The organism is Microbacterium sp. VKM Ac-2870, from assembly GCF_015350795.1.
Taxonomy (GTDB): domain Bacteria; phylum Actinomycetota; class Actinomycetes; order Actinomycetales; family Microbacteriaceae; genus Microbacterium.
This window is the reverse complement of the sequence record NZ_JADKSH010000001.1, coordinates 324,949-345,009: the sequence shown is the minus strand read 5'-3', so window position 1 is coordinate 345,009 and position 20,061 is coordinate 324,949. Positions and strand designations below refer to the sequence as shown.

The following is a 20,061-nucleotide window of genomic DNA, read 5'->3' as shown; positions in this document are numbered from 1 at the left end:
CTAGACTGAACGTCGGCCCTCCAGGGCCGTGAAACCCCGATAAACAAGGAGAATCCCATGGCATTCAGCAACGACGAGGTCCTCGCAGGGCTTGCCGAGCTCATCACGGACGAGACCGGCATCTCGGCGGACGAGGTCGCGCTGGAGAAGTCGTTCACCGACGACCTCGACATCGACTCGATCTCGATGATGACGATCGTCGTCAACGCCGAGGAGAAGTTCGGCGTCACGATCCCTGACGAAGAGGTCAAGAACCTGAAGACCGTCGGCGACGCCGTCACCTTCATCACCACCCACCAGGCCTGACCTCAGGCCTCGCCACCTGCACCCCGGTGGGGGCGTCTGCGCCCCCACCGGAGCATCCGAGGAGACCATGAGCATTCCCCGAATCGTCGTCACCGGCATCGGCGCGTCCAGCCCCATCGGTGGCACCGCGCCGGAGAGCTGGTCAGCGCTGCTGGGTGGCGCCTCCGGCACCCGCACACTCGAGTACGACTGGGTCGAGCAGTACAACCTGCCTGTGACGTTCGCCGCGCAAGCCGCCGTCCGCCCCGACACCGTGCTGGAGCGTCCCATCGCGAAGCGCCTCGACCCGTCGTCGCAGTTCGCGCTCGTGGCGGCTATGGAGGCTTGGGCGGATGCCGGCAGCCCGGAGGTCGACCCGGAACGCCTTGGTGTCGACTTCGCTACCGGCATCGGTGGACTGTGGACGCTGCTCGACGCCTGGGACACGCTGCGTGAGAAGGGACCGCGTCGAGTTCTGCCGATGACGGTCCCGATGCTCATGCCCAACGCCGCCGCAGGTAACCTCTCCCTACACTTCGGTGCACGCGCCTACGCCCGCACCGTCGCGAGCGCCTGTGCTTCGAGCACGGAGTCGATCGTCAACGCGATCGAGCACCTCCGCGACGGTCTCGCCGATGTCGTGATCGCCGGTGGAACCGAGTCGGTCATCCACCCGGTGACGATTGCGTCGTTCTCCTCGATGCAGGCGCTGTCGCGACGCAATGACTCCCCCGAGACGGCATCCCGTCCCGCCAGCATCGACCGTGACGGCTTTGTGATGGGCGAGGGTGCAGGTGTGCTCATCCTCGAGACCGAGGAGCACGCCAAGGCGCGTGGGGCCAAGATCTACGCGGTGGTCGTCGGTGGCGGCGTCACCGCCGATTCGTACCACATCACCGCGAACGACCCCGAGGGTACGGGCGCCGCCCGCGCGGTCGGCCTCGCCTTGACCATGGCCGATGCCTCGCCCGACGACGTGACACACATCAACGCCCACGCCACCTCGACTCCCGTCGGCGACCCGAACGAGTACGTGGCCCTGCACAGCGTCTTCGGTGACCGCATCCGCGAGATCCCCGTGTCGGCGACCAAGGCGTCGACAGGCCACCTTCTGGGTGGTACCGGCGCGCTCGAAGCGATCTTCACGGTCCTGGCCATCCGTGACCGTGTCGCGCCCCCGACGATCAACCTCACCGAGCAGGACCCGGCCGTGCCCTTCCGCCTGTCCGGCCAGCCGATGCCGCTGGGCGACGGGCCGCAGCTCGCGATCAGCAACTCCTTCGGCTTCGGCGGGCACAACGCCGTCGTTGCCTTCGCCTCCGTCTGATCGGCGGACACCCGCCTCTCGCACGCGAAGACGCCCCCGCATCCGATGGGATGACGGGGGCGTCTTTCGTGTCAGACGAGGATGCGCGTTCTCGGTCTCCGGGAAGCCCTCCGAAGCCGGTACAGGTGCCTGGGCTCATCTGAGGTCCGGGGGGTCAGCCGACCTTGTGCAGCCAGACGACCGGCGCGTCGTCGCTCGCGTGCCGGAAGGGCTCCAGCTCGTCATCCCACGCAGAGCCCAGCGCGACCTGCAGTTCTCGCTGCAGGTCGTACGGGTCGCCGGCGGCGATCTCGAGGGCATAGCGGATGCGGTCCTCGCCGATCACCACGTTGCCGACCGTGTCCGTCTGCGCGAAGTGGATGCCGAGATCCGGCGTGTGCATCCACCGGCCGCCGTCGGAGCGCGGGCTGGGATCCTCGCTCACCTCGAAACGCAGGTGCTCCCAGCCGCGGATCGCTGTGGCCAGGGCGGCGCCGGTGCCGGCGGGCCCCTCCCAGTAGAACTCCGCGCGGCGACTTCCGTTGAGTACGGGCTGATCGGCCCACTCGAAGTTCACCGCACGCCCGAGGGCGCGTCCGACAGCCCACTCGAGGTGGGGGCACAGCGCTCGTGGCGCGGAGTGGATGTAGATCACTCCGCGCGCCTGTGGGGTCGACGTGGTCGCCATCGCGAATCTCCGTTTCTTCAGGTACGTCTTCCCCTACGACCTGAGTGCCGGATGCGTGGCTGTTATGTGGTTGTGGGCCCATTATGACCGATGACGACGCGGAATCACAACCGTGTCATTGGTAGGGCGGGTGGGACTTGAACCCACGATCGTCGGGTTATGAGCCCGCTGCCTTGACCAGCTTGGCCACCGCCCCCTACTCCCGGAAGTCTATCGGGGGCGTGGGTCGTCCTTGTCGCGCACCGGCGGCTCGGGCCAGACCTTCGCGACGGCATCCGTGAGCCGCTGCGAGCCGGGTGAGGGTGACTCACCGCGACCGCGGGTGATAGGGATCTCCTGGCTGTCGCTGATGACCTGGGGATGGTGTCGCGCGAGCTGGAAAACGCCGGTGACGGCCAGTGCGCCCGCCACGACGAAGCCCACGTAGGCACCCCACGGGGCTCCCTCCGCTTCGCGGAGCACGGCAAGTCCGATGACGATCGCCACGATCGGATCGATCACCGTCAGCCCGGCGATGACGAGGTCCGGAGGGCCGGACGCGTACGCGGTCTGCACGAAGTACGCGCCGATCGCCGTTCCGGCGACCAGAGCGACGATGCAGACGATCGTCAGCCACTCGAAGTCACCGGTGCGGATGCGGCTGAGCACGACCTTCGCGAGAGTCGCCACGAAGCCGTACATCACGCCGGCGGCGACGATGTAGAACAGCGCACCCATGCGCGTGCGCAGCCAGGCCCACAGCCCGGAGACGATCACGGCGACGACGCCGAGAACGATCAGGACCGTGATCAGCTGGCCGTCGGTGATCGGTGTCTCGGTGGCGTAGAGCGCGGCGACCGTGACGAACACGAGGATGCCCGCGACGCACAATCCTATGGCGGTCAGAGAACGCCCGGTCGGCTTGAGGCCGCTGATGCGCGCGTTCAGCAGCGTGGTGATGACGAGCGATACGGCGCCCAGAGGCTGCACGAGGATCAGCGGCGCGAACGAGAGCGCGGTGAGCTGGCAGACGATCGCCAGGCCGAGCATCATGGTGCCCGCCACCCACGACGGTCGGCGCAACAGGTTCCACATCTGGCCGCCGGTCAAGCCCGAGCCGCCGTCGGTGGCGGTGAGGCGCTCGACCTTCTGCACGCCGCGGTGCTGATACTGCGCACCGAACGACATGAATACCGCGCCGAGCAGCGCGAGCGGGATGCCGATCAGGATGCCGGGGTCGGCGAACACACCGACGAGCTTGTCGGTGACGTCCCCCAGACCGGTCATCGCGGCATCCACTCCTCGACACTAACGGGCCGGTGCGCTCGATAGGCTCAGGACGTGGCCGTTCTTCCGATTCGCATCATGGGGGACCCTGTCCTCCACTCCCCCGCCGAACCCGTCGCCGAGATCACTGACGAGATCCGCACGCTCGTCGCCGACATGTTCGAGACGATGGATGCGGCGCCCGGAGTCGGGCTCGCCGCTCCACAGGTGGGCGTGGGCCTACGAATCTACACGTACAGCTATCAGGACGACGAGGGTGCGCCGTGGCGGGGCGTCATCATCAATCCCGACCTCTGGATGCGGCCCACCGTTCCCGGTGCGCCCGACCCCGATGAGGAGTCGGAGGGATGCCTGTCCTTCCCCGGCGAGCGTTTCCCTCTGCGCCGCTCCGACGAGGTGATCGTGACCGGAACCGACCTTGACGGTGCGCCGGTACACATCCAGGTGGATGGCTGGCGGGCTCGCATCATGCAGCACGAGTTCGACCATCTCGACGGCATCCTGTACATCGACCGCCTCGACGACGCCGACTGGAAAACGGTGCAGAAGATCGCCCGCAAGCGCGGCTGGGGCCGCGGCGGCGTGGCCTGGACGCCCGGTATCGACGATCTCGAGGCGTGACGCCGACGTCTCGAACAACGGTCCCGAAGAACCGTCCGGAAGAGACGAAAACGGCCCCAGAGTGGAGTCTGGGGCCGTTCGCTCCCCGGCTTGGACTCGAACCAAGAACCTGCCGGTTAACAGCCGGCTGCTCTGCCAATTGAGCTACCGAGGATCAATCACCCGTGAGCGGGCAACCCGTCTATCTTAGCAAACCTCGGGGAGTGCTCGCGACATCGGACACGTTCACGAGACCAGCCGCACGCCCCCGTCGGGTGTCCACAAGAGGTCGGCCGTGCCGTGACCGTAGGCCACCGGACGTCCGGCGCGGAGCACAAGCACGTCGGCGTCGATCTCCTGCACGGTCTCGGCGTCGTTGGTTACCATCAGAATCGCCATGCCGTTCGCATCGCGCCGGCGAAGCAACGCGTCACGGGCTGCCCGACGCACCTCGAGGTCGAGGTTGGCATAGGGATCGTCGCCGATGAAGATGCGCGGCTGCAAGATCAGGGCACGGGCGATCGCCACGCGTTGACGCATGCCTGAACTCAGTTCGTACGGATATCGGGCGGCGGCGCCGAGGGGCAGCTCGAGTTCGTCGAGCAGTCCCGCGATGCGCACCGCGAGCGCGTGCTGGTTGACGCGCCGGTCACGGCTCGTGACAGGCTCGCCGATCACGTCGCCGACGGTGAGGCGCGCCGGGAGGTCGGATCCCGCACGCTGTGGGACGTAGCCGGTGTAGTACGCGCGCACGCGTGCGGCCCGGCCCCTCTTGCGGATCGGAGTGCCATCGACCCACGCGTCGCCTCCGACGACGCAGAGCGAGTCGTCGTCGGCTCCGGCGAGCAGCGCGGCGAGCGTCGACTTGCCCGACCCGGTCGCGCCCATCACCGCGAGTGCAGCGCCGGACTCGAGGCGGAAGCTCACGCCGTCGACGACGCGCGCGCCGCCGCGCGAGACGGAGAGGTCGTCGCAGCGCACCGCCACGGGCGACGCGTCGGGAGCGGAGCGGGGAGGCATGGACATCATCCTGCCGTGTCGTCGGCGCCCGCGCCACCGCGGTCACGACCGAAGTCTAGGCGGAGGCCTCGGTGAGTGCGCGCCGCTGGGCATCGAGTTCACGCAGTGCCAGGCGCACCGAACGGCCCTGCTCCGAATCGGCGGGCAACCGCTGGATGGCACCCAGCAGCTCATTCTTCTCGCGGTCGACCGCCCGCACCCGCAGCCGGCGCGCGAGTGAGTACGTGGATGCCGCCGCCTCCGCTTCGGTGAGGGCCGGGAAATCCGCCGTCAGCAGTTCGACGGCGAGCGAGCGGTACGGCTCGCGCACCGACTCGACTGCGCTGGACGCCCAACCGATGCGCGCGCGATCGGTATGAGCGACGAGTGCCTGACGCACGGCATCCAACGCCGGCACCTGCATCGGCAGGGCCAGTGCGGCGTCGAGTTCGGCGCCGTCGACGAGATGTCCGTATTGCAGCATGCCCATGAGTGCATCGCGCTCCAGGGAGGCATCGGCCGACCGCGGCAGGGTGCGCAACGTCATCCGCAATGAGGGCTCGGCGCCCTCGCCGCCGACGGAGCGATCGGAACCGGTGGCATCTGCCGAACCCGCCCGTCCGGCAGCCGAAGCGTCGCCGTTGCGCGGGCCCTCGGCATGGCGTGCCGACTCGCGGCCGGCCCGCTCGACCTCGCGGCGCACCGCTTCGGTATCCATGCCGAGGCGGCGGGCGAGCACGCGGGTGTACTCCGGCTGCAGCAGGGGGTCGCGCAGCTCGCCGACTACCGGAGCGGCGGCCCGCAGGGCGCCCACGCGGCCTTCGACACTGGCCAGATCGAACCCGGCCAGGCGCTGGTCGATGACGAACTCGAACATCGGCACCTTGGTGTCGAGCATCGAGCGTACGGCGGCGTCGCCGCGTTCGAGGCGCAGATCGCAGGGGTCCAGGCCCTGTGGGCCTGTGGCGACATAGGTCTGCGCGTTGAACCGCTTGGCGTCGGCGAAGGCGCGCAGCGCCGCTTTCTGACCGGCGGCATCGGGGTCGAAGGTGAACACCACCTCGCCGGCGGCCGTGTCGTCGCCCATCACGCGCCGCAGCATCGTGATGTGGTCGGAGCCGAACGCGGTGCCGCACGTGGCGACGGCCGTCGTCACGCCGGCGAGGTGACAGGCCATCACATCGGTGTAGCCCTCGACGACGACGACGCGATGAGAGCGCGAAACGTCCTTCTTGGCGAGGTCGAGGCCGTAGAGAACCTGGGCCTTCTTGTAGATCGTCGTCTCGGGGGTGTTGAGGTACTTCGGGCCCTGGTCGTCCTCATAGAGGCGGCGCGCGCCGAAACCGATCGTCTGGCCGGTGACGTCGCGGATGGGCCAGACGACGCGGCCGCGGAAGCGATCGTAGACACCGCGCTGCCCCTGCGACACGAGACCCGCCGCCGACAGCTCCTCGTCGCTGAACCCCTGGCTGCGCATCGCGTCGCGCAGGTTGTTCCACCCCTTCGGCGCGTAGCCGACGCCGAAGTGCGCCGCCGCACCGGCGTCGAACCCGCGCTCGCCCAGGAACCGTCGGCCGGCGTCCGCTTCCGCAGACGACAGCTGGCCACGGAACCACTCGGCGGCGGCGGAGTTCGCCTGGTAGAGGCGGGTGCGGCCGCTCGTTTCGGGGGCGGCACCGCCGTCTTCGTAATGCAGGGAGTATCCGATGCGGGCCGCGAGGCGCTCCACCGCCTCGGTGAACGAGAGATGATCCATGGCGCGGAGGAACGAGAGGACATCGCCCGACTCGCCGCATCCGAAGCAGTGGTAGTAGCCCACGTGAGGGCGAACGTGGAAGCTCGGGCTGCGCTCATCGTGGAACGGGCAGAGTCCCTTGAGCGAACCGACGCCCGCTGACTTCAGCGCGACGCGCTCGCCGATGATGTCGCCGATGTTGGTGCGGGCCTTCACCTCGTCGACGTCGGACTGCCGGATGCGCGCCATCAGTGTCCCTCGGCCGGCCAGAGCCCAGCGATCGGCTCAGGAAGGGCGAAGCCGCTGGGCGCGATGGAGCGTCCGTCGCCCGAGCGCAGGCCGAGTTCGCGGAGGTCTACCGGGCCGATCAGCCGCGCATGCCATTCGATGGCGAATCGGTCGGTGAGGCTGGCGACCTGGTCGACCACCACGCGCTTGCGCGCGGCATCGGTGGATGCCGCGGCAAAGTCCTCGGCGTGGATGCGGTCGAGGTTTTCAGGACGTTCCCACAGAGCACTCGCCAGACGCTTGAGCACGCGACGCTGTTCCTTGTAGAGGCCACGGCGGCCGTCGATGGTGACGACAAATGCTCCGATCATGCCCTTGAGCACTGCCATCTCCGCCTCGATCACGCGCGGCACGATGACGCGGCCGCGATAGCGCGTCAACACCGGCACCGAGTAGTGCTCGCGCGTGGCGGTCGTCGCCGCGCGGGCGAAGCGGCCGATGAGATCGGAGGTGAGGTTCTTGAGCCCGGCAAGCGCTGCGCGTGAGCCGTCGAAACCGCCCAGCCACTCGGGCATGCGGGTGAGCCGGTACAACGCATCGGCGAGCTCATCGCGCGTGAACCCGAAACCTACCCATGTCTGGATCGCGGTCAGCAGCGCCTCGTGCTCGCGGGTGTCGGCGAGCCGTGCCGGGTCGAGGTAGCCGTTGAGTACGGCGTCTTCGAAGTCGTGCACGGAGTACGCGATGTCATCGGACAGATCCATCACTTCGGCTTCGATGCAGCGCACCCGGCCCGGGGCGGCCTGGCGCATCCAGCGAAAGACCGCCTCGTCTTCGGGGTAGACGCCGAACTTGTCACGTCCGCCGGGGTCAGCGATGGCGTGTTCGACCGTCCACGGGTACTTGCACGTCGCATCGAGGCTCGACCGGGTGAGATTGAGGCCCGCACTGCGACCGTCGGCATCGAGCACCTTCGGCTCGAGTCGCGAAAGGATGCGGAGTGTCTGCGCGTTGCCTTCGAACCCTCCGATGTCTTCCGCCCAGTCGTTGAGCGCACGCTCGCCGTTGTGTCCGAAGGGCGGGTGCCCGATGTCGTGGCTGAGGCAAGCGGTGTCGACCACGTCGGGCGAGAGCTCCAGCGCGATCGCGAGCTCCCGACCCACCTGTGCGACCTCGAGCGAATGGGTCAGACGGTTGCGGGCGAAATCCTCCGGGCTCGCCGGGCTCAGCACCTGCGTCTTGGAGGCGAGCCGGCGAAGCGCGGCCGAATGCAGCACACGCGCCCTGTCGCGGGCGAAACCATCGCGTTGCGAACGGTGCTGTTCGGGGATGAAACGTTCGGCGTCGTGTTCGTCGTAGCCCGCGGGTCGGCCCGAGGCGATGGCGATGCCGCCGCCATCAGCCGCCACTGGTGTCGACCTCTGCATCGGCGAGCGCGCGCGCAGCATCCCCGCTCATCTCGCGGGTCAGCAGCCACCCGTCGGGCAGCGCCGGACGTTTGGGCGTTCCCGCGCGCCCCCGCTGGCCCTCCGCCGCCGAGCCGGGGTACGGAGCGTCGAGATCGAGTGTCGCGATCAGGTCGTCGATCTCGGTGAGGCTCGACGCCGTCGCCAGTTGTGCGCGGGTCTCACCGCCCACCGGATACCCCTTGAAATACCATGCGACATGCTTGCGGATGTCGCGGCATCCGCGGGCCTCGTCGTCGAAAAACTCCACGAGCAACTCGGCGTGACGGCGGAACGCGTCAGCGACGAAACCCAGCGTCGCATCCACCGGTGCGCCGTGGGCGGCATCGGGTCCACCGAGGCTACGCGCGAGGTCGCCGAACAGCCAGGGGCGACCGAGGCAGCCGCGACCCACGACCACACCGTCGCAGCCGGTCTCGGCCATCATCTGTGCGGCGTCGTCAGCCGACCAGATGTCGCCGTTGCCGAGCACCGGGATACTCGTCACCGCGTTCTTGAGCGCCGTGATGGCTGACCAGTCGGCGTGACCCGAGTAGAACTCGGAGGCGGTGCGGGCGTGCAGAGCGACGGCCGCAACCCCGGCATCCTCCGCGATCCGCCCCGCGTCGAGGAACGTGAGGTGGTCGGCATCGATGCCCTTGCGCATCTTGATCGTCAGCGGCACGTCACCGGCTGCACGGGCGGCGCGGCTGACGATCTCGCGGAACAGTTCGAGTTTCCACGGCAGCGCCGCTCCCCCGCCCTTGCGGGTGACCTTGGGCACCGGGCACCCGAAGTTGAGGTCGATGTGATCGGCACGGTCTTCCTCCACGAGCAGCCGGACGGCCGCCTCGGTGGTGGCGGGGTCGACGCCGTAGAGCTGGATCGAACGCGGCGTCTCCGACTCGTGGTGGGTGATGAGGCGCATGGTCGTCGCATTGCGCTCGACGAGGGCGCGCGTCGTGATCATCTCGGAGACGTAGAGTCCCGCGCCATATTCGCGGCACAGCCGTCGGAAGGCGGTATTGGTGATGCCGGCCATCGGAGCGAGCACGACGGGAGCGGCGAGCGTGATCGGTCCGATGCGCAGTTCCGAGCCACGAGCGGGCGTCGACGGGTCGGTCGACGGCGCAGAGATCGCGCGGTCGGGGGCGGAAGAAGCGAGGAGGGACATCCTGTTCATTCTCCCAGACTCGCGGCGCCGTGTAGGCGGATCGCGGCTCTATCGTGGAGAACATGGCCGAGACACAGACTGTGGACATCCGAGACATCCCCTACGTCGACGCGACGGGCGCAGAGCGCACCCTCGCCGAGTTCGGCGACAAAGCCGTCCTGGTGGTGAATGTCGCCTCCAAGTGCGGGCTGGCGCCCCAGTACGAGCAGCTCGAAGAACTGCAGCGCACGTATGGCGAACGCGGCCTGCAGGTCGTCGGGTTCCCCTGCAACCAGTTCATGGGACAGGAGCCCGGCTCGATGGAGGAGATCCTCGAGTACTGCTCCGTGACGTGGGGCGTGAGCTTCCCGATCATGGACAAGGTCCGTGTGAACGGCTCGCACGCCGCGCCGCTCTACAAGGCGCTGAAGAAGTCGAAGAATGTCGAAGGGGCCAAGGGACCCGTCATGTGGAACTTCGAGAAGTTCCTCGTGACCCCTTCCGGCGATGTGCACCGATTCCGTCCGCAGACCAAGCCCGACGCCCCCGAGGTCATCGCCGCGATCGAAGCGAGCCTGCCGGCCTGATCGCGGCGCGACCGTTTCGACTCGCCGGCTCGCTCAGCGACGAGTCGAAACGTAGCGGCGAGCACCGACGAGTCGAACGCGGATGCTCAGGCTTCCTGCTTCTCCGCCCACACCTGACGGGTGATCTGCGCGAAGGCGTCGGCCGGCTGAGCGCCGCTGACGCCGTACTTCCCGTCGATGACGAAGAACGGCACACCCTGGATGCCGTAGGCCTGCGCCTGCGCCTGGTCGGCGCGGACATCGGCGAGGTGACGGCTGGATTCCAGCGCCTCACGCGTGGCGTCGGCATCCAGTCCGACCTCGGAGGCCAGCTCAACGAGGTCGTCGACGCGCCCGACGTGCTTGCCCTCGGTGAAATAGGCGGACATCAGACGCTCGGCCATCTCGTTCTGGCGGCCATGCCCCTTTGCGAAGTGGAGGAGTTCGTGCGCCTTGACGGTGTTGGTGTGTTGCAGCAGGTCGAAGCGGTACGCGAGTCCGGAACCTGCGGCGACGCCGGTGACCTGCTCGAGCATCTCGCTCACGCGCTCGCGCGGCATCCCCTTGTGTCCGGCGAGGAAGTCGATCTCGTCACCCTCGAAGTCCACGGGAGTGTCGGGCGAGAGCTCGAAGGAGTGGAAAGTCACTTCCACCTGCGGTGCGTCGGCGTCGTCGGTCGTCTGGGCGAGCCCGGTCTCGAGGTTGCGCTTGCCGATGTAGCACCACGGGCAGGCGATGTCGCTCCACACGTCGATGGTGATCTTGTCCGTCATGTCTGGTGCAACCTCGTTGGCGTAGGGGACTATTCCGCGGTCTCGGCGGTCGGGGCATCGACGGCGCCGCCGAAGCGGCGACTGCGCCCGAGGTACAACTCGATGGCTCCCCAGAGATCGCGGCGCGAGAAGTCGGGCCACAGCGTGTCGAGGAACACCATCTCCGCGTAGGCGGCCTCCCACAGGAGGAAGTTCGACGTGCGCTGCTCGCCGCTGGAGCGGAGGAAGAGGTCGACGTCGGGCATGTCGGGTATGTAGAGGTGCTTGCGCAGCGTCTTCTCGGTGATCGCCGACGGCTTGAGGCGCCCTGCCGCGATCTGCTCGCCCATCGCCCGCATCGCATCGACGATCTCGTGACGGCCGCCGTAGTTGATGCACATCGTGAGCGTGAGGGTGTCGTTGCCGACGGTCAGCTGTTCGGCGAACTGCAGTTCCTTGATGACCGAACCCCACAGGCGCGGCTTGCGGCCCGCCCACCGGATGCGCACCCCCCACTCGTTCAGCTGATCGCGGCGACGGTGCAGCACGTCGCGGTTGTAGCCCATGAGGAAGCGCACTTCTTCGGGCGACCGCGCCCAGTTCTCCGTCGAGAACGCGTAGACGCTGAGGTGCTTGACGCCGGCCTGGATGGCACCCGCGACCACGTCGAGCAGCACCTCCTCCCCCGCGCGGTGTCCTTCGATGCGCGTGAGACCGCGGCGGTTGGCCCAGCGCCCATTTCCGTCCATGACGATCGCGACATGATTCGGCACGCCGCCCTTCGGGAAGCGCGGCGGGTGGATGCCGGTCCAATCGAGCGGACGGAAGGGGACCGCATCGCGATGCGTGTAGGGCTTGGGGCTCACCGGGACGACTCCATGTGGGACAAGGATCGGATGCCGCGTTCGAGATGCCACTGCGTGTAGGCGGCGACAAGGCCAGAGGCCGACGCGGTGGCGGCGTGTGTCGCGGCATCCACGACGTCCCATTCTCCCGCGATCAGCGCCCTCAGCAGCACTCCGGTCTCAGGACGCAGTCGAGCGGAGCCCACGGGGGCGCAGTCGTCGCAGACTACGCCGCCCAGTTGGGCGACGAACCAGTCGTGCGGGCCGGGTGCGCCGCAGCGTCCGCAGTCGGTGAGCGCGGGCGCCCACCCCGACAGTGACATCGCACGAAGGAGGTAGGAATCGAGCACCGGTCGGGCGTCGCGTCCGCCCTGCGACAGCGTGCGCAGACCGCCGACGAGCAGGAGGTACTGCTGTGGGGTGGCCTCCGCCTCGTTCAGGCGGTCGGCTGTCTCGACCATGGCGTGCGCGGCGGTGTAGCGGTCGTAGTCGGTGACGATCGCGGCGCCGTACGAGCCGAGCGACTCGGCCTGCTGCACGATGTCGAGCGTCCGGCCCTGATAGAGCTGCACGTCGGCGACCATGAACGGCTCGAGGCGTGCACCGAACTTCGAGGAGGTGCGCCGCACCCCCTTTGCGACGGCGCGCACCTTGCCGTGGCGACGGCTGAGCATCGTCACGATGCGGTCCGCTTCGCCCAGCTTGTGGGTTCGCAGGACCACGACCTCGTCGCGGTAGGTGGGCACCTCTTGATTATCGCCGCCGGTGCGGACATCGGGCGGCATTGGAGACAATGGTCAGGTGACGGAACAGCTGTTCGTGATCCCCCTCTGGGCGGATCTGCTCGCCGTGGGACTCGGCGGTGTCCAGGGCGCCCTCTTCTCGTCCGGCTTCGTCGGCCAGCGGCGCCTCGACCTTCTCGGCGTTGTCATCGTCGGCACCGTGATGGGGATGGGCGGCGGCATCATCCGCGACCTGCTGCTGAATGTGGAGCCGGCAACGCTGCAGAACAACTGGTACCTGATCACCGCGGTAGCCGCCGCTCTCGTCGGCATGCTGCTCGCCAACATCTTCGAGCGCCTCAACGGGGTGATCGTCGCCCTCGACGCGGTGGTCATCGGCCTGTTCGGGGCGTTCGGCACTTCTAAGGCGCTCGCCTCGGGGCTGCCTGTCGTTCCCGCGATCTTCGTCGGTGTCTGTGCCGCCGTCGGCGGCGGCATCCTGCGTGACGTCATCATGGGCTTGCCGGTCGCGATCATGCACGTGGGATCGCTCTATGCGGTCGCCGCTGCGGTCGGCTGCGCGATCCTCGCGTTCGCCCATCAGCTCGGTGCGCCGCTCGTCGCGGCGGCGATCGCGTGCGTGGTCGTCACGACGGTCATCCGTCTGTTGGCGGTGATCTTCGACATCTCGCTGCCGGAGCAGCGCGCGCTGTACCGTCGCAAGGTCGCGGTCGAGACGAGCGCGATCCCGATCATTCGTCCCTGACCCCCGATCGCCGAAACACGACCTGGCGCCCGAGACGCGGGTGCGTCCGGGGCGCCAGGTCGTGTTTCGGCGGAACGGGAGGTCAGACGGTGGCGAGCGTCGCGGAACGCTCTCGCGTGCGGATGGCGCGGTTGACGCACGACACGATCGCCTTCAGTGACGCCGTCGAGATGTCACCGTCGATGCCGACGCCCCACAGCCGTTCACCGTCGACCTGCAGCTCGACGTAGGCTGCGGCCTGCGCGTCACCGCCCGCACTGAGAGTGTGCTCGACGTAGTCGTAGAGGGTGACCTCGAAGCCCTGCTCGCGCACGACCTCAATGAACGCCGAGACCGGGCCGTTGCCGACACCGCGGGTGGCGATCTGGGCGTCGCCGTCGCGGAGTGTCACATCGAGCGAGACCTCACCCGACATGTCGCTCTGTGTGCGGGTCGAGAGCAGTTCGAAGCGTCCCCACTTGTCGTCCGCGTGATGGGCCGGCAGGTACTCGTCGGTGAAGATCTCCCAGATCTGGTCGCTGGAGACCTCGCCGCCCTCGGCATCCGTCTTCGCCTGGACGACCCCGGAGAACTCGATCTGGAGCTTGCGCGGCAGATCCAGCGCGTGGTCGCTCTTGAGCAGATAGGCGACGCCGCCCTTGCCCGACTGCGAATTGACCCGGATGACCGCCTCGTACGAGCGCCCGAGATCCTTGGGGTCGATCGGCAGGTAGGGCACCGCCCAGTCGATCTCGTCGACTGTCACGCCGGATGCCGCGGCGCGGGCCTCCATCGCCTCGAAGCCCTTCTTGATGGCGTCTTGGTGCGATCCGCTGAAGGCGGTGAAGACGAGGTCGCCCGCCCAGGGACTGCGCTCGTGGACCGGCAGCTGGTTGCAGTATTCGGCGGTGCGCTTGACCTGGTCGATGTCGCTGAAGTCGATCTGCGGGTCGACGCCCTGGGTCAGCATGTTGATGCCCAGTGCGACGAGGTCGACGTTTCCGGTGCGCTCCCCATTGCCGAACAGGCATCCCTCGATGCGATCGGCGCCGGCCATGTAGCCGAGTTCCGCGGCGGCGATCGCCGTGCCCCGGTCGTTGTGCGGGTGCAGCGAGAGGATCACGTTCTCGCGGTGGGCCAGGCGACGGCTCATCCACTCGATCGAGTCGGCGTAGACGTTGGGGGTGGCCATCTCGACGGTGGCGGGCAGGTTGATGATGACCTTGCGCTCGGGGGTCGGCTCGAAGACCTCGATCACCTGGTTGCAGATGTCCACGGCGAACTCCAGCTCGGTGCCGGTGTACGACTCCGGGGAGTACTCGTAGTAGACGGTCGTCTCGGGAATGCGCTTCTCAAACTGTCGGCACAGGCGAGCTCCGTTGAGCGCGATATCGATGATGCCCTGCTTGTCGCTGCGGAACACGACCTCGCGCTGCAGCACGCTCGTGGAGTTGTAGAGGTGCACGATGGCCTGCTTGGCGCCGGCGATCGACTCGTACGTGCGCTCGATGAGGTGCTCGCGGGCCTGCGTCAGCACCTGGATGGTGACGTCGTCCGGAATCAGGTTCTCTTCGATCAGCTGACGTACGAAGTCGAAGTCGGTCTGGCTCGCCGAGGGGAATCCGACCTCGATCTCCTTGTAGCCCATGCCGACGAGCAGTTCGAACATGACGCGCTTGCGCTCAGGGCTCATCGGGTCGATGAGGGCTTGGTTGCCGTCGCGCAGGTCGACGGCGCACCAGCGCGGTGCGGTGGTGATGCGGGCATCGGGCCAGGTGCGGTCGGGCAGGTCCACGCGGATCTGCTCGTGGAACGGGCGGTACTTGTGGATCGGCATACCGGAGGACTGCTGCGTGTTCTTCATGGGGTGTCGCTTCTCTTCGTCGGATGGTGCGGGCCGAGTGTCAGACGATGACAAGCTCCGCGACGAGGAGGGCCCTAGAACGAGGTCTCGTCGCGGCGGCTAAGAAGGAGGCCGAACGCGCGCATGGGGACAGCGTACACGCCGTCGGTGCCGGGTGGGAACATCACGGAACGAGGGCGATCGCCCCACCGGGATGGCCCTCGAGCACGCGAGCCAGGGCGCGCGGCGCGTCAGCCAGCGGCAGGACGTCGGCCACGGGGACAACCAACGTCCCGGCGTTCGCCGCGTCGACCAGGCCGGCGCGCGCCTCGTCGCGGAACCGGGCGCTGTCGGGCAGCGACCCCGCGATCCACACGAAACCATCGCTCTGTGCACGGTGCGGCACGACGATCGTCACGATGCGGCTGCGTTCGGCGACGACGGCGAGTGACACATCGATGGCTTCGTCGGTGCCTACCGCGTCGAGCGCCGCGGCGATCGGCTCGGCTCCGGCGATCGCACGCACGCGCTCGTAGAGACCCGGCCCGTAGACGACAGGCGTACCGCCGAAACGGCGAACCCGGTCGAACGAGCTCTCCGCGGCAGTGCCGATGACCCGGATGCCGCGCAGCGCCGCCAACTGCAGCACGGCGACGCCGACGGCGCCGGATGCGCCGTGCAGGAGGATCGTCTCCCCCGGCTTCGCGGCGACCACGTGCAGCATCTCCGCCGCCGTCGTACCGGTCAGGAACAGGTTCGCCGCCTCGGCATGGGTGAGCGGTTCCGGTTTGTGGAACGCTTTACCGGCATCCACGGTCAGTTCGGTGGCGTACCCACCGTGTACCCGGAAGGCGACGACGTCATCACCGACGGTCGCCGGACCTGAGCCGATCTGGGTGTCGGGGCCGAGCGCGACGATTTCTCCCGAGACTTCGTACCCGATGGCCACGGGCCAGTCTTGGCCGTTCTCGCGAGCGACGTGCTTCGCATCCGCCGGGTTCACGCCGGCCGCGCGGACGCGGATCGTGACCTGTCCCGGCCTCGGGGTGGGCGCCTCGATCTCGGCGAAATCCCACGTGTCCGGGGCGCCTGCTGCGCGGGCGATCCACTGGCGCGCCACGTCAGAACCCCAGTCGTCCGAGCTGCTTCGGATCGCGTTGCCATTCTTTGGCGACCCGCACGTGGAGCTTGAGGAACACCCGGCCGCCGACGAGGGGCTCGATCTGTGCGCGCGCACGCGCGCCGACCGCCGCAAGGCGTGAGCCCTTATGGCCGATGATGATCGCCTTCTGGCTGTCTCGTTCGACGACCACGTTGGCGAAGATGTCGGTGAGGTCGCTTTCTTCGCGGGCGGCGATGTCGTCGATGGTCACTGCGATGGAGTGCGGAAGTTCGTCGCGCACGCCCTCGAGAGCGGCTTCGCGGATGATCTCCGCGATGCGGTCTTCTAGCGACTCGTCGGTGACGACACCCTCCTCGTAGAGAGGGTGTCCCAGCGGCATGAGAGTCAGCAACTCGTCAGCAAGGACGTCCAGCTGTTCGCCGGCAACCGCCGACAGCGGAATGACGGCATCCCAGTCTTCGCGCAGACTGTCGACCTCCATCAAGCGCTCGGTGATCTCGTCGCGGGAGGCGATGTCGGTCTTGGTGACGATCGCGACCTTCTTCGAGCGCGGGTAGCCGTCGAGAGATGCGGCGATGCGACGATCTCCCGGGCCGACCTTCTCGGTCGCGGGCACGAGGAAGCCGATCGCATCGACATCGCCGAGCACCTGCTCCACGAGGTCGTTCAGCCGCTGTCCCAGCAGAGTACGGGGCTTGTGGATGCCGGGGGTGTCGACGATCACCAACTGGCCCGCGGGACGGTTGACGATCCCGCGGATCGCGCGACGCGTCGTCTGCGGCTTGTCGGAGGTGATCGCGACCTTCTCCCCGACGAGGGCGTTCGTGAGAGTCGATTTGCCCACATTGGGGCGCCCCACGAACGTGACGAATCCTGATCTGGTCTCGGTCATCGGCTGGCCTCTTCTCGGTCGGTGCGGCGGCGGTCATCGCCGAAGGCGGCATCCACGGCGAGGAATGTCGCAGTGGGCTCGACGAAGACGGTGGCGAGCCCGCGGCCCCGGCCCCGCGATGTTCCGCCGGTCAGCTTCAAGCCGGAGTACTCGGCCGTCGCGCCGGGAAGCGGAACCCGCCCGAGCAGCTTGCCGAGGAGGCCGCCGATGGAGTCGACATCATCGTCCTCCAGCTCCAGGCCGAACAGCTCTCCCACCTCGTCGAGGCCGAGTCGAGCGCTCACACGGAAACGCCCGTCACCGAGGTCGACGACCTCGGTGGAGCGCAGATCGTATTCGTCGGAGATCTCCCCCACGAGCTCTTCGATGAGGTCCTCCAGCGTGACCAGACCCGAGACTCCGCCGTACTCGTCGACGACGAGGCAGACGTGCACAGCATCGCGCTTCATCTGCTGCAGCAGCGTCTCGGCCTTCATCGATTCGGGCACGAACACGGCCGGCCGGGCGATCTGCACAACGGGCGCATCGCGCCACGCGGTCTCGTCGCGGTAGGCGAACTGCACGAGGTCTTTCAAGTAGACGACGCCGGTGATGTCATCGGCCTCGCCATCGGCGACCGGCACGCGGGAGACGCCCTTGTCGAGGAACAACTGCATCGCCTGCTGCGTGGTGGCCGCGGCATCCATCGTCACCATGTCTGTGCGTGGAACCATGACTTCGCGCACGAAGGTGTCGGTGAACTCGAACACCGAGTGGATCAGCTCGCGGTCGTCCTCTTCGATGAGGTCTTGCGAGGCGGCTTCGTCGACCATGCTCAGCAGCTGTTCCTCGCTCGCGAACGAGGCGCTGCGGTGGATGCCGGGCGTCACCCGGTTGCCGACGATGACGAGCAGGTGCGCGAGTGGGCCGAGCACGATGCGCGCGCTGCGCACCAGCGGCGCGCAGGCCCGCAGCAGCCCCCGCGCGTGCTGGCGTCCGACGGCGCGCGGACTTGCCCCGACGAGCACGAATGACACGACCGTCATGAGCACCGCGGCGGCGAGCATCGCCCACCAGATGCTGTCGAAGGCCAGCGTGAAGGCGACCGTGACGACCACGGCCGCCGTCGTCTCAGCGAGGATCCTGATGAACACCACGGCGTTGCCGTGTGCCTCGGGGTCGGCGCCGACGCGTGCGAGCGCCGCACCGTTCCTACCCGTGACCGCCATTTCGGCGAGGTCCGCGCGCGAGGTGACTCCGAGGGCCGCGTCGAGCGCTGCCATCAGGCCGCCCAAGGCGACCAGCAGTGCCGCAGCGACCAGCAGGAGGAGTTCGGTCATGCGCGGCGTCGGCGCTCGGCCACGTGGAAGGCGGCGATGAGCTCACGTTGGAGTCCGAACATCTCGCGCTCCTCCTCCGGCTCCGCGTGATCGAAGCCGAGCAGGTGCAGCAGCCCATGCGTGGTCAACAGGATGAGCTCGTCGACCGTGGAGTGGCCGGCGGCGTGCGCCTGGGTCTCCGCGACCTGCGGGCACAGCACGATGTCGCCCAGCAGACCCGGCGGAGTCGGCTGCTCTTCCGTGCCGGGGCGCAGCTCGTCCATCGGGAAGCTGAGCACGTCGGTGGGACCGGGCTCGTCCATCCACTGCACGTGCAGGGCCTCCATGGCGCCTTCGTCGACGAGCAGGATCGCCACCTCGGCATCCGGACTCACGTGGAGTTCGGTGAGGTTGTTGGCCATCAGCCTCAGCAGGACGGTCTCGTCGACATCGACCCCCGACTCGTTGGTGATCTCGATGGTCATGCGCGTCCTCGCTGGTCTCCTCGTGGGGGCATATGGTCTCGTGGCCCGTTCGGGCGCGGGCGTCCGCGGTGTTCGGCGCGATTGGCGAACTCGGCCGCCTCGTCGCGCTCGCGGCGTGATGCCAGTCGCTGCTCGTCGTAGACGCTGTAGGCGTCGACGATGCGGCCGACGAGGCTGTGGCGGACGACGTCTTCGCTCGTCAGCATCGAGAAATGGATGTCGTCGATGTTCGAGAGCACGCGGGTCACGAGCCGCAGGCCGGACGCGCCTTGCGGCAGGTCGATCTGGGTGATGTCGCCCGTCACAACCATGCGCGTGCCGAAACCGAGACGCGTGAGGAACATCTTCATCTGCTCGGGGGTCGTGTTCTGCGCCTCATCGAGGACCACGAACGAGTTGTTCAGGGTGCGTCCGCGCATGTAGGCGAGCGGCGCGACCTCGATCGTGCCCGATGCCATGAGCTTGGGGACGATCTCGGGATCCATCATCTCGTTGAGCGCGTCGTAGAGCGGTCGCAGGTACGGATCGATCTTGTCGGTGAGGGTGCCGGGAAGGAAGCCGAGCCGCTCGCCCGCTTCGACGGCGGGACGCGTGAGGATGATGCGGTCGACTTCTTTGCGTTGCAGCGCCTGCACCGCCTTGGCCATCGCGAGGTAGGTCTTGCCGGTTCCTGCGGGGCCGATTCCGAAGACGATCGTGTTCTCGTCGATCGCGTCGACGTACTTCTTCTGACCGAGCGTCTTAGGGCGGATCGTGCGACCGCGCGAGCTGAGAATCGCTTCTCCCAGCACCTCGGACGGGCGCTCCCCGGTGTCGGCGCGGAGGATGCGTTCGGAGGTCTGGACGTCGGAGGGCTCGAGGCCCTGACCGGTGCGGGCCATCGCGATCAACTCGTCGACGAGGGCGCGTGCGCGGGCGACGACCAGCGCCTCACCGGTCAGGGTGATCTCGTTGCCGCGCACGTGCACGTGGACGTCGGGGTGCTCGCGCTCGACGACGCGCAGCAGCCGGTCTTGGGGGCCTAGGAGCTGCACCATCGCGACGCCGTCCGCGAGAATGCGCTGGACGGTCGGCTCGTCGTTGTC

The 20,061-nt window shown here is 68.0% G+C and carries 20 protein-coding genes and 2 tRNA genes; 5 read left to right on the top strand and 17 right to left on the bottom strand.

Annotation, left to right across the window (positions count from 1 at the left end; genetic code table 11):
- The first annotated feature begins 57 nt into the window (after positions 1–57).
- Together ITJ43_RS01700 and ITJ43_RS01695 are read left to right on the top strand one after the other, a co-directional pair.
- On the top strand, positions 58–306 hold the full coding sequence (locus ITJ43_RS01700; RefSeq protein ID WP_194581519.1) for an acyl carrier protein: 249 nt from the start codon (positions 58–60) through the stop codon (positions 304–306).
- Between the two features lie 67 nt (positions 307–373).
- Positions 374–1,612: a beta-ketoacyl-[acyl-carrier-protein] synthase family protein gene (locus ITJ43_RS01695; RefSeq protein WP_194581517.1), complete on the top strand. Its 1,239-nt coding sequence runs from the start codon at positions 374–376 to the stop codon at positions 1,610–1,612.
- A gap of 154 nt (positions 1,613–1,766) precedes the next feature.
- Here ITJ43_RS01695 and ITJ43_RS01690 read toward each other — a convergent pair whose 3' ends face one another.
- The 3 genes from ITJ43_RS01690 to ITJ43_RS01680 all read right to left on the bottom strand — a co-directional run bounded on the left by ITJ43_RS01690 (position 1,767) and on the right by ITJ43_RS01680 (position 3,545).
- Positions 1,767–2,279 (bottom strand): DUF3145 domain-containing protein, encoded by a 513-nt coding sequence (locus ITJ43_RS01690; protein WP_194581515.1) that lies wholly within the window; start codon positions 2,277–2,279, stop codon positions 1,767–1,769.
- A gap of 119 nt (positions 2,280–2,398) precedes the next feature.
- Positions 2,399–2,475 (bottom strand) — tRNA-Ile (locus tag ITJ43_RS01685).
- Between the two features lie 14 nt (positions 2,476–2,489).
- Complete coding sequence (locus tag ITJ43_RS01680; protein WP_194582418.1) at positions 2,490–3,545, bottom strand: DMT family transporter; 1,056 nt, start codon at positions 3,543–3,545, stop codon at positions 2,490–2,492.
- Positions 3,546–3,599: 54 nt separating this feature from the next.
- Between ITJ43_RS01680 and def the strand changes: the two genes are divergently transcribed.
- Complete coding sequence (def, locus tag ITJ43_RS01675) at positions 3,600–4,166, top strand: peptide deformylase (RefSeq protein ID WP_194581513.1); 567 nt, start codon at positions 3,600–3,602, stop codon at positions 4,164–4,166.
- 81 nt (positions 4,167–4,247) lie between these two features.
- On the opposite strand, the gene ITJ43_RS01670 is transcribed toward def, so the two are convergent.
- The 5 genes from ITJ43_RS01670 to dusB all read right to left on the bottom strand — a co-directional run bounded on the left by ITJ43_RS01670 (position 4,248) and on the right by dusB (position 9,726).
- Positions 4,248–4,320: transfer RNA gene (locus tag ITJ43_RS01670), tRNA-Asn, on the bottom strand.
- A gap of 71 nt (positions 4,321–4,391) precedes the next feature.
- The gene (locus ITJ43_RS01665) at positions 4,392–5,165 is read right to left on the bottom strand and encodes an ATP-binding cassette domain-containing protein (RefSeq protein ID WP_194581511.1); all 774 of its coding nucleotides are present in this window, start codon (positions 5,163–5,165) and stop codon (positions 4,392–4,394) included.
- Between the two features lie 55 nt (positions 5,166–5,220).
- Positions 5,221–7,128, bottom strand: coding sequence for a DNA primase (gene dnaG / locus ITJ43_RS01660; RefSeq protein ID WP_194581509.1), 1,908 nt, complete (start codon positions 7,126–7,128; stop codon positions 5,221–5,223).
- Entirely contained in the window at positions 7,128–8,534 is a 1,407-nt protein-coding gene (locus tag ITJ43_RS01655) for a deoxyguanosinetriphosphate triphosphohydrolase (protein WP_228495364.1), read from the bottom strand. The genes dnaG and ITJ43_RS01655 overlap by 1 nt, the downstream gene beginning before the upstream one ends.
- Positions 8,506–9,726 (bottom strand): tRNA dihydrouridine synthase DusB, encoded by a 1,221-nt coding sequence (gene dusB / locus ITJ43_RS01650; RefSeq protein ID WP_228495279.1) that lies wholly within the window; start codon positions 9,724–9,726, stop codon positions 8,506–8,508. Before dusB ends, ITJ43_RS01655 begins: the two co-directional genes overlap by 29 nt.
- 62 nt (positions 9,727–9,788) lie before the next feature.
- On the opposite strand from dusB, the gene ITJ43_RS01645 reads away from it, so the two are divergent.
- A complete protein-coding gene (locus tag ITJ43_RS01645; protein ID WP_194581505.1) occupies positions 9,789–10,292 on the top strand; it encodes a glutathione peroxidase in 504 nt (167 codons plus the stop codon).
- A gap of 86 nt (positions 10,293–10,378) precedes the next feature.
- Here the strand turns inward: ITJ43_RS01645 and ITJ43_RS01640 are convergent, their stop codons facing one another.
- From ITJ43_RS01640 to recO, 3 genes are read right to left on the bottom strand one after another with little or no spacing between them, the layout of a single operon-like run.
- On the bottom strand, positions 10,379–11,044 hold the full coding sequence (locus ITJ43_RS01640; RefSeq protein ID WP_194581503.1) for a DsbA family oxidoreductase: 666 nt from the start codon (positions 11,042–11,044) through the stop codon (positions 10,379–10,381).
- Positions 11,045–11,073: 29 nt separating this feature from the next.
- Positions 11,074–11,889, bottom strand: a complete 816-nt coding sequence (locus ITJ43_RS01635; RefSeq protein WP_194581500.1) for an isoprenyl transferase — start codon at positions 11,887–11,889, stop codon at positions 11,074–11,076.
- The gene (gene recO, locus ITJ43_RS01630) at positions 11,886–12,614 is read right to left on the bottom strand and encodes a DNA repair protein RecO (RefSeq protein ID WP_194581498.1); all 729 of its coding nucleotides are present in this window, start codon (positions 12,612–12,614) and stop codon (positions 11,886–11,888) included. Before recO ends, ITJ43_RS01635 begins: the two co-directional genes overlap by 4 nt.
- A 55-nt stretch (positions 12,615–12,669) precedes the next feature.
- On the opposite strand from recO, the gene ITJ43_RS01625 reads away from it, so the two are divergent.
- Positions 12,670–13,356 (top strand): trimeric intracellular cation channel family protein, encoded by a 687-nt coding sequence (locus ITJ43_RS01625; protein WP_194581496.1) that lies wholly within the window; start codon positions 12,670–12,672, stop codon positions 13,354–13,356.
- Between the two features lie 82 nt (positions 13,357–13,438).
- Here the strand turns inward: ITJ43_RS01625 and leuA are convergent, their stop codons facing one another.
- The 6 genes from leuA to ITJ43_RS01595 form a co-directional block, all read right to left on the bottom strand.
- A complete protein-coding gene (leuA, locus tag ITJ43_RS01620) occupies positions 13,439–15,199 on the bottom strand; it encodes a 2-isopropylmalate synthase (RefSeq protein WP_194581494.1) in 1,761 nt (586 codons plus the stop codon).
- Positions 15,200–15,362: 163 nt separating this feature from the next.
- On the bottom strand, positions 15,363–16,298 hold the full coding sequence (locus ITJ43_RS01615) for a quinone oxidoreductase family protein (RefSeq protein WP_194581492.1): 936 nt from the start codon (positions 16,296–16,298) through the stop codon (positions 15,363–15,365).
- 1 nt (position 16,299) lies between these two features.
- On the bottom strand, positions 16,300–17,193 hold the full coding sequence (gene era / locus ITJ43_RS01610) for a GTPase Era (RefSeq protein WP_194581490.1): 894 nt from the start codon (positions 17,191–17,193) through the stop codon (positions 16,300–16,302).
- Positions 17,190–18,512 carry a hemolysin family protein gene (locus ITJ43_RS01605; protein ID WP_194581488.1) on the bottom strand — a complete coding sequence of 441 codons (1,323 nt, stop codon included), beginning with the start codon at positions 18,510–18,512 and terminating at the stop codon, positions 17,190–17,192. The genes era and ITJ43_RS01605 overlap by 4 nt, the downstream gene beginning before the upstream one ends.
- Positions 18,509–18,976: an rRNA maturation RNase YbeY gene (gene ybeY, locus ITJ43_RS01600; RefSeq protein WP_194581486.1), complete on the bottom strand. Its 468-nt coding sequence runs from the start codon at positions 18,974–18,976 to the stop codon at positions 18,509–18,511. Before ybeY ends, ITJ43_RS01605 begins: the two co-directional genes overlap by 4 nt.
- On the bottom strand, positions 18,973–20,013 hold the full coding sequence (locus ITJ43_RS01595) for a PhoH family protein (RefSeq protein WP_228495362.1): 1,041 nt from the start codon (positions 20,011–20,013) through the stop codon (positions 18,973–18,975). The genes ybeY and ITJ43_RS01595 overlap by 4 nt, the downstream gene beginning before the upstream one ends.
- Between the last annotated feature and the right edge of the window lie 48 nt (positions 20,014–20,061).

What these genes read in the sequence shown, in the direction of transcription:
- ITJ43_RS01700 (WP_194581519.1), top strand. Translation starts at nt 58, where the DNA reads ATGGCATTCAGCAACGACGAGGTCCTCGCAGGGCTTGCCGAGCTCATC.
- ITJ43_RS01695 (WP_194581517.1), top strand. Translation starts at nt 374, where the DNA reads ATGAGCATTCCCCGAATCGTCGTCACCGGCATCGGCGCGTCCAGCCCC.
- ITJ43_RS01690 (WP_194581515.1), bottom strand. Translation starts at nt 2,279, where the DNA reads ATGGCGACCACGTCGACCCCACAGGCGCGCGGAGTGATCTACATCCAC.
- ITJ43_RS01680 (WP_194582418.1), bottom strand. Translation starts at nt 3,545, where the DNA reads ATGACCGGTCTGGGGGACGTCACCGACAAGCTCGTCGGTGTGTTCGCC.
- ITJ43_RS01665 (WP_194581511.1), bottom strand. Translation starts at nt 5,165, where the DNA reads ATGCCTCCCCGCTCCGCTCCCGACGCGTCGCCCGTGGCGGTGCGCTGC.
- dnaG (WP_194581509.1), bottom strand. Translation starts at nt 7,128, where the DNA reads ATGGCGCGCATCCGGCAGTCCGACGTCGACGAGGTGAAGGCCCGCACC.
- ITJ43_RS01655 (WP_228495364.1), bottom strand. Translation starts at nt 8,534, where the DNA reads ATGCAGAGGTCGACACCAGTGGCGGCTGATGGCGGCGGCATCGCCATC.
- dusB (WP_228495279.1), bottom strand. Translation starts at nt 9,726, where the DNA reads ATGTCCCTCCTCGCTTCTTCCGCCCCCGACCGCGCGATCTCTGCGCCG.
- ITJ43_RS01645 (WP_194581505.1), top strand. Translation starts at nt 9,789, where the DNA reads ATGGCCGAGACACAGACTGTGGACATCCGAGACATCCCCTACGTCGAC.
- ITJ43_RS01640 (WP_194581503.1), bottom strand. Translation starts at nt 11,044, where the DNA reads ATGACGGACAAGATCACCATCGACGTGTGGAGCGACATCGCCTGCCCG.
- leuA (WP_194581494.1), bottom strand. Translation starts at nt 15,199, where the DNA reads ATGAAGAACACGCAGCAGTCCTCCGGTATGCCGATCCACAAGTACCGC.
- era (WP_194581490.1), bottom strand. Translation starts at nt 17,193, where the DNA reads ATGACCGAGACCAGATCAGGATTCGTCACGTTCGTGGGGCGCCCCAAT.
- ITJ43_RS01605 (WP_194581488.1), bottom strand. Translation starts at nt 18,512, where the DNA reads ATGACCGAACTCCTCCTGCTGGTCGCTGCGGCACTGCTGGTCGCCTTG.
- ybeY (WP_194581486.1), bottom strand. Translation starts at nt 18,976, where the DNA reads ATGACCATCGAGATCACCAACGAGTCGGGGGTCGATGTCGACGAGACC.
- ITJ43_RS01595 (WP_228495362.1), bottom strand. Translation starts at nt 20,013, where the DNA reads ATGGTGCAGCTCCTAGGCCCCCAAGACCGGCTGCTGCGCGTCGTCGAG.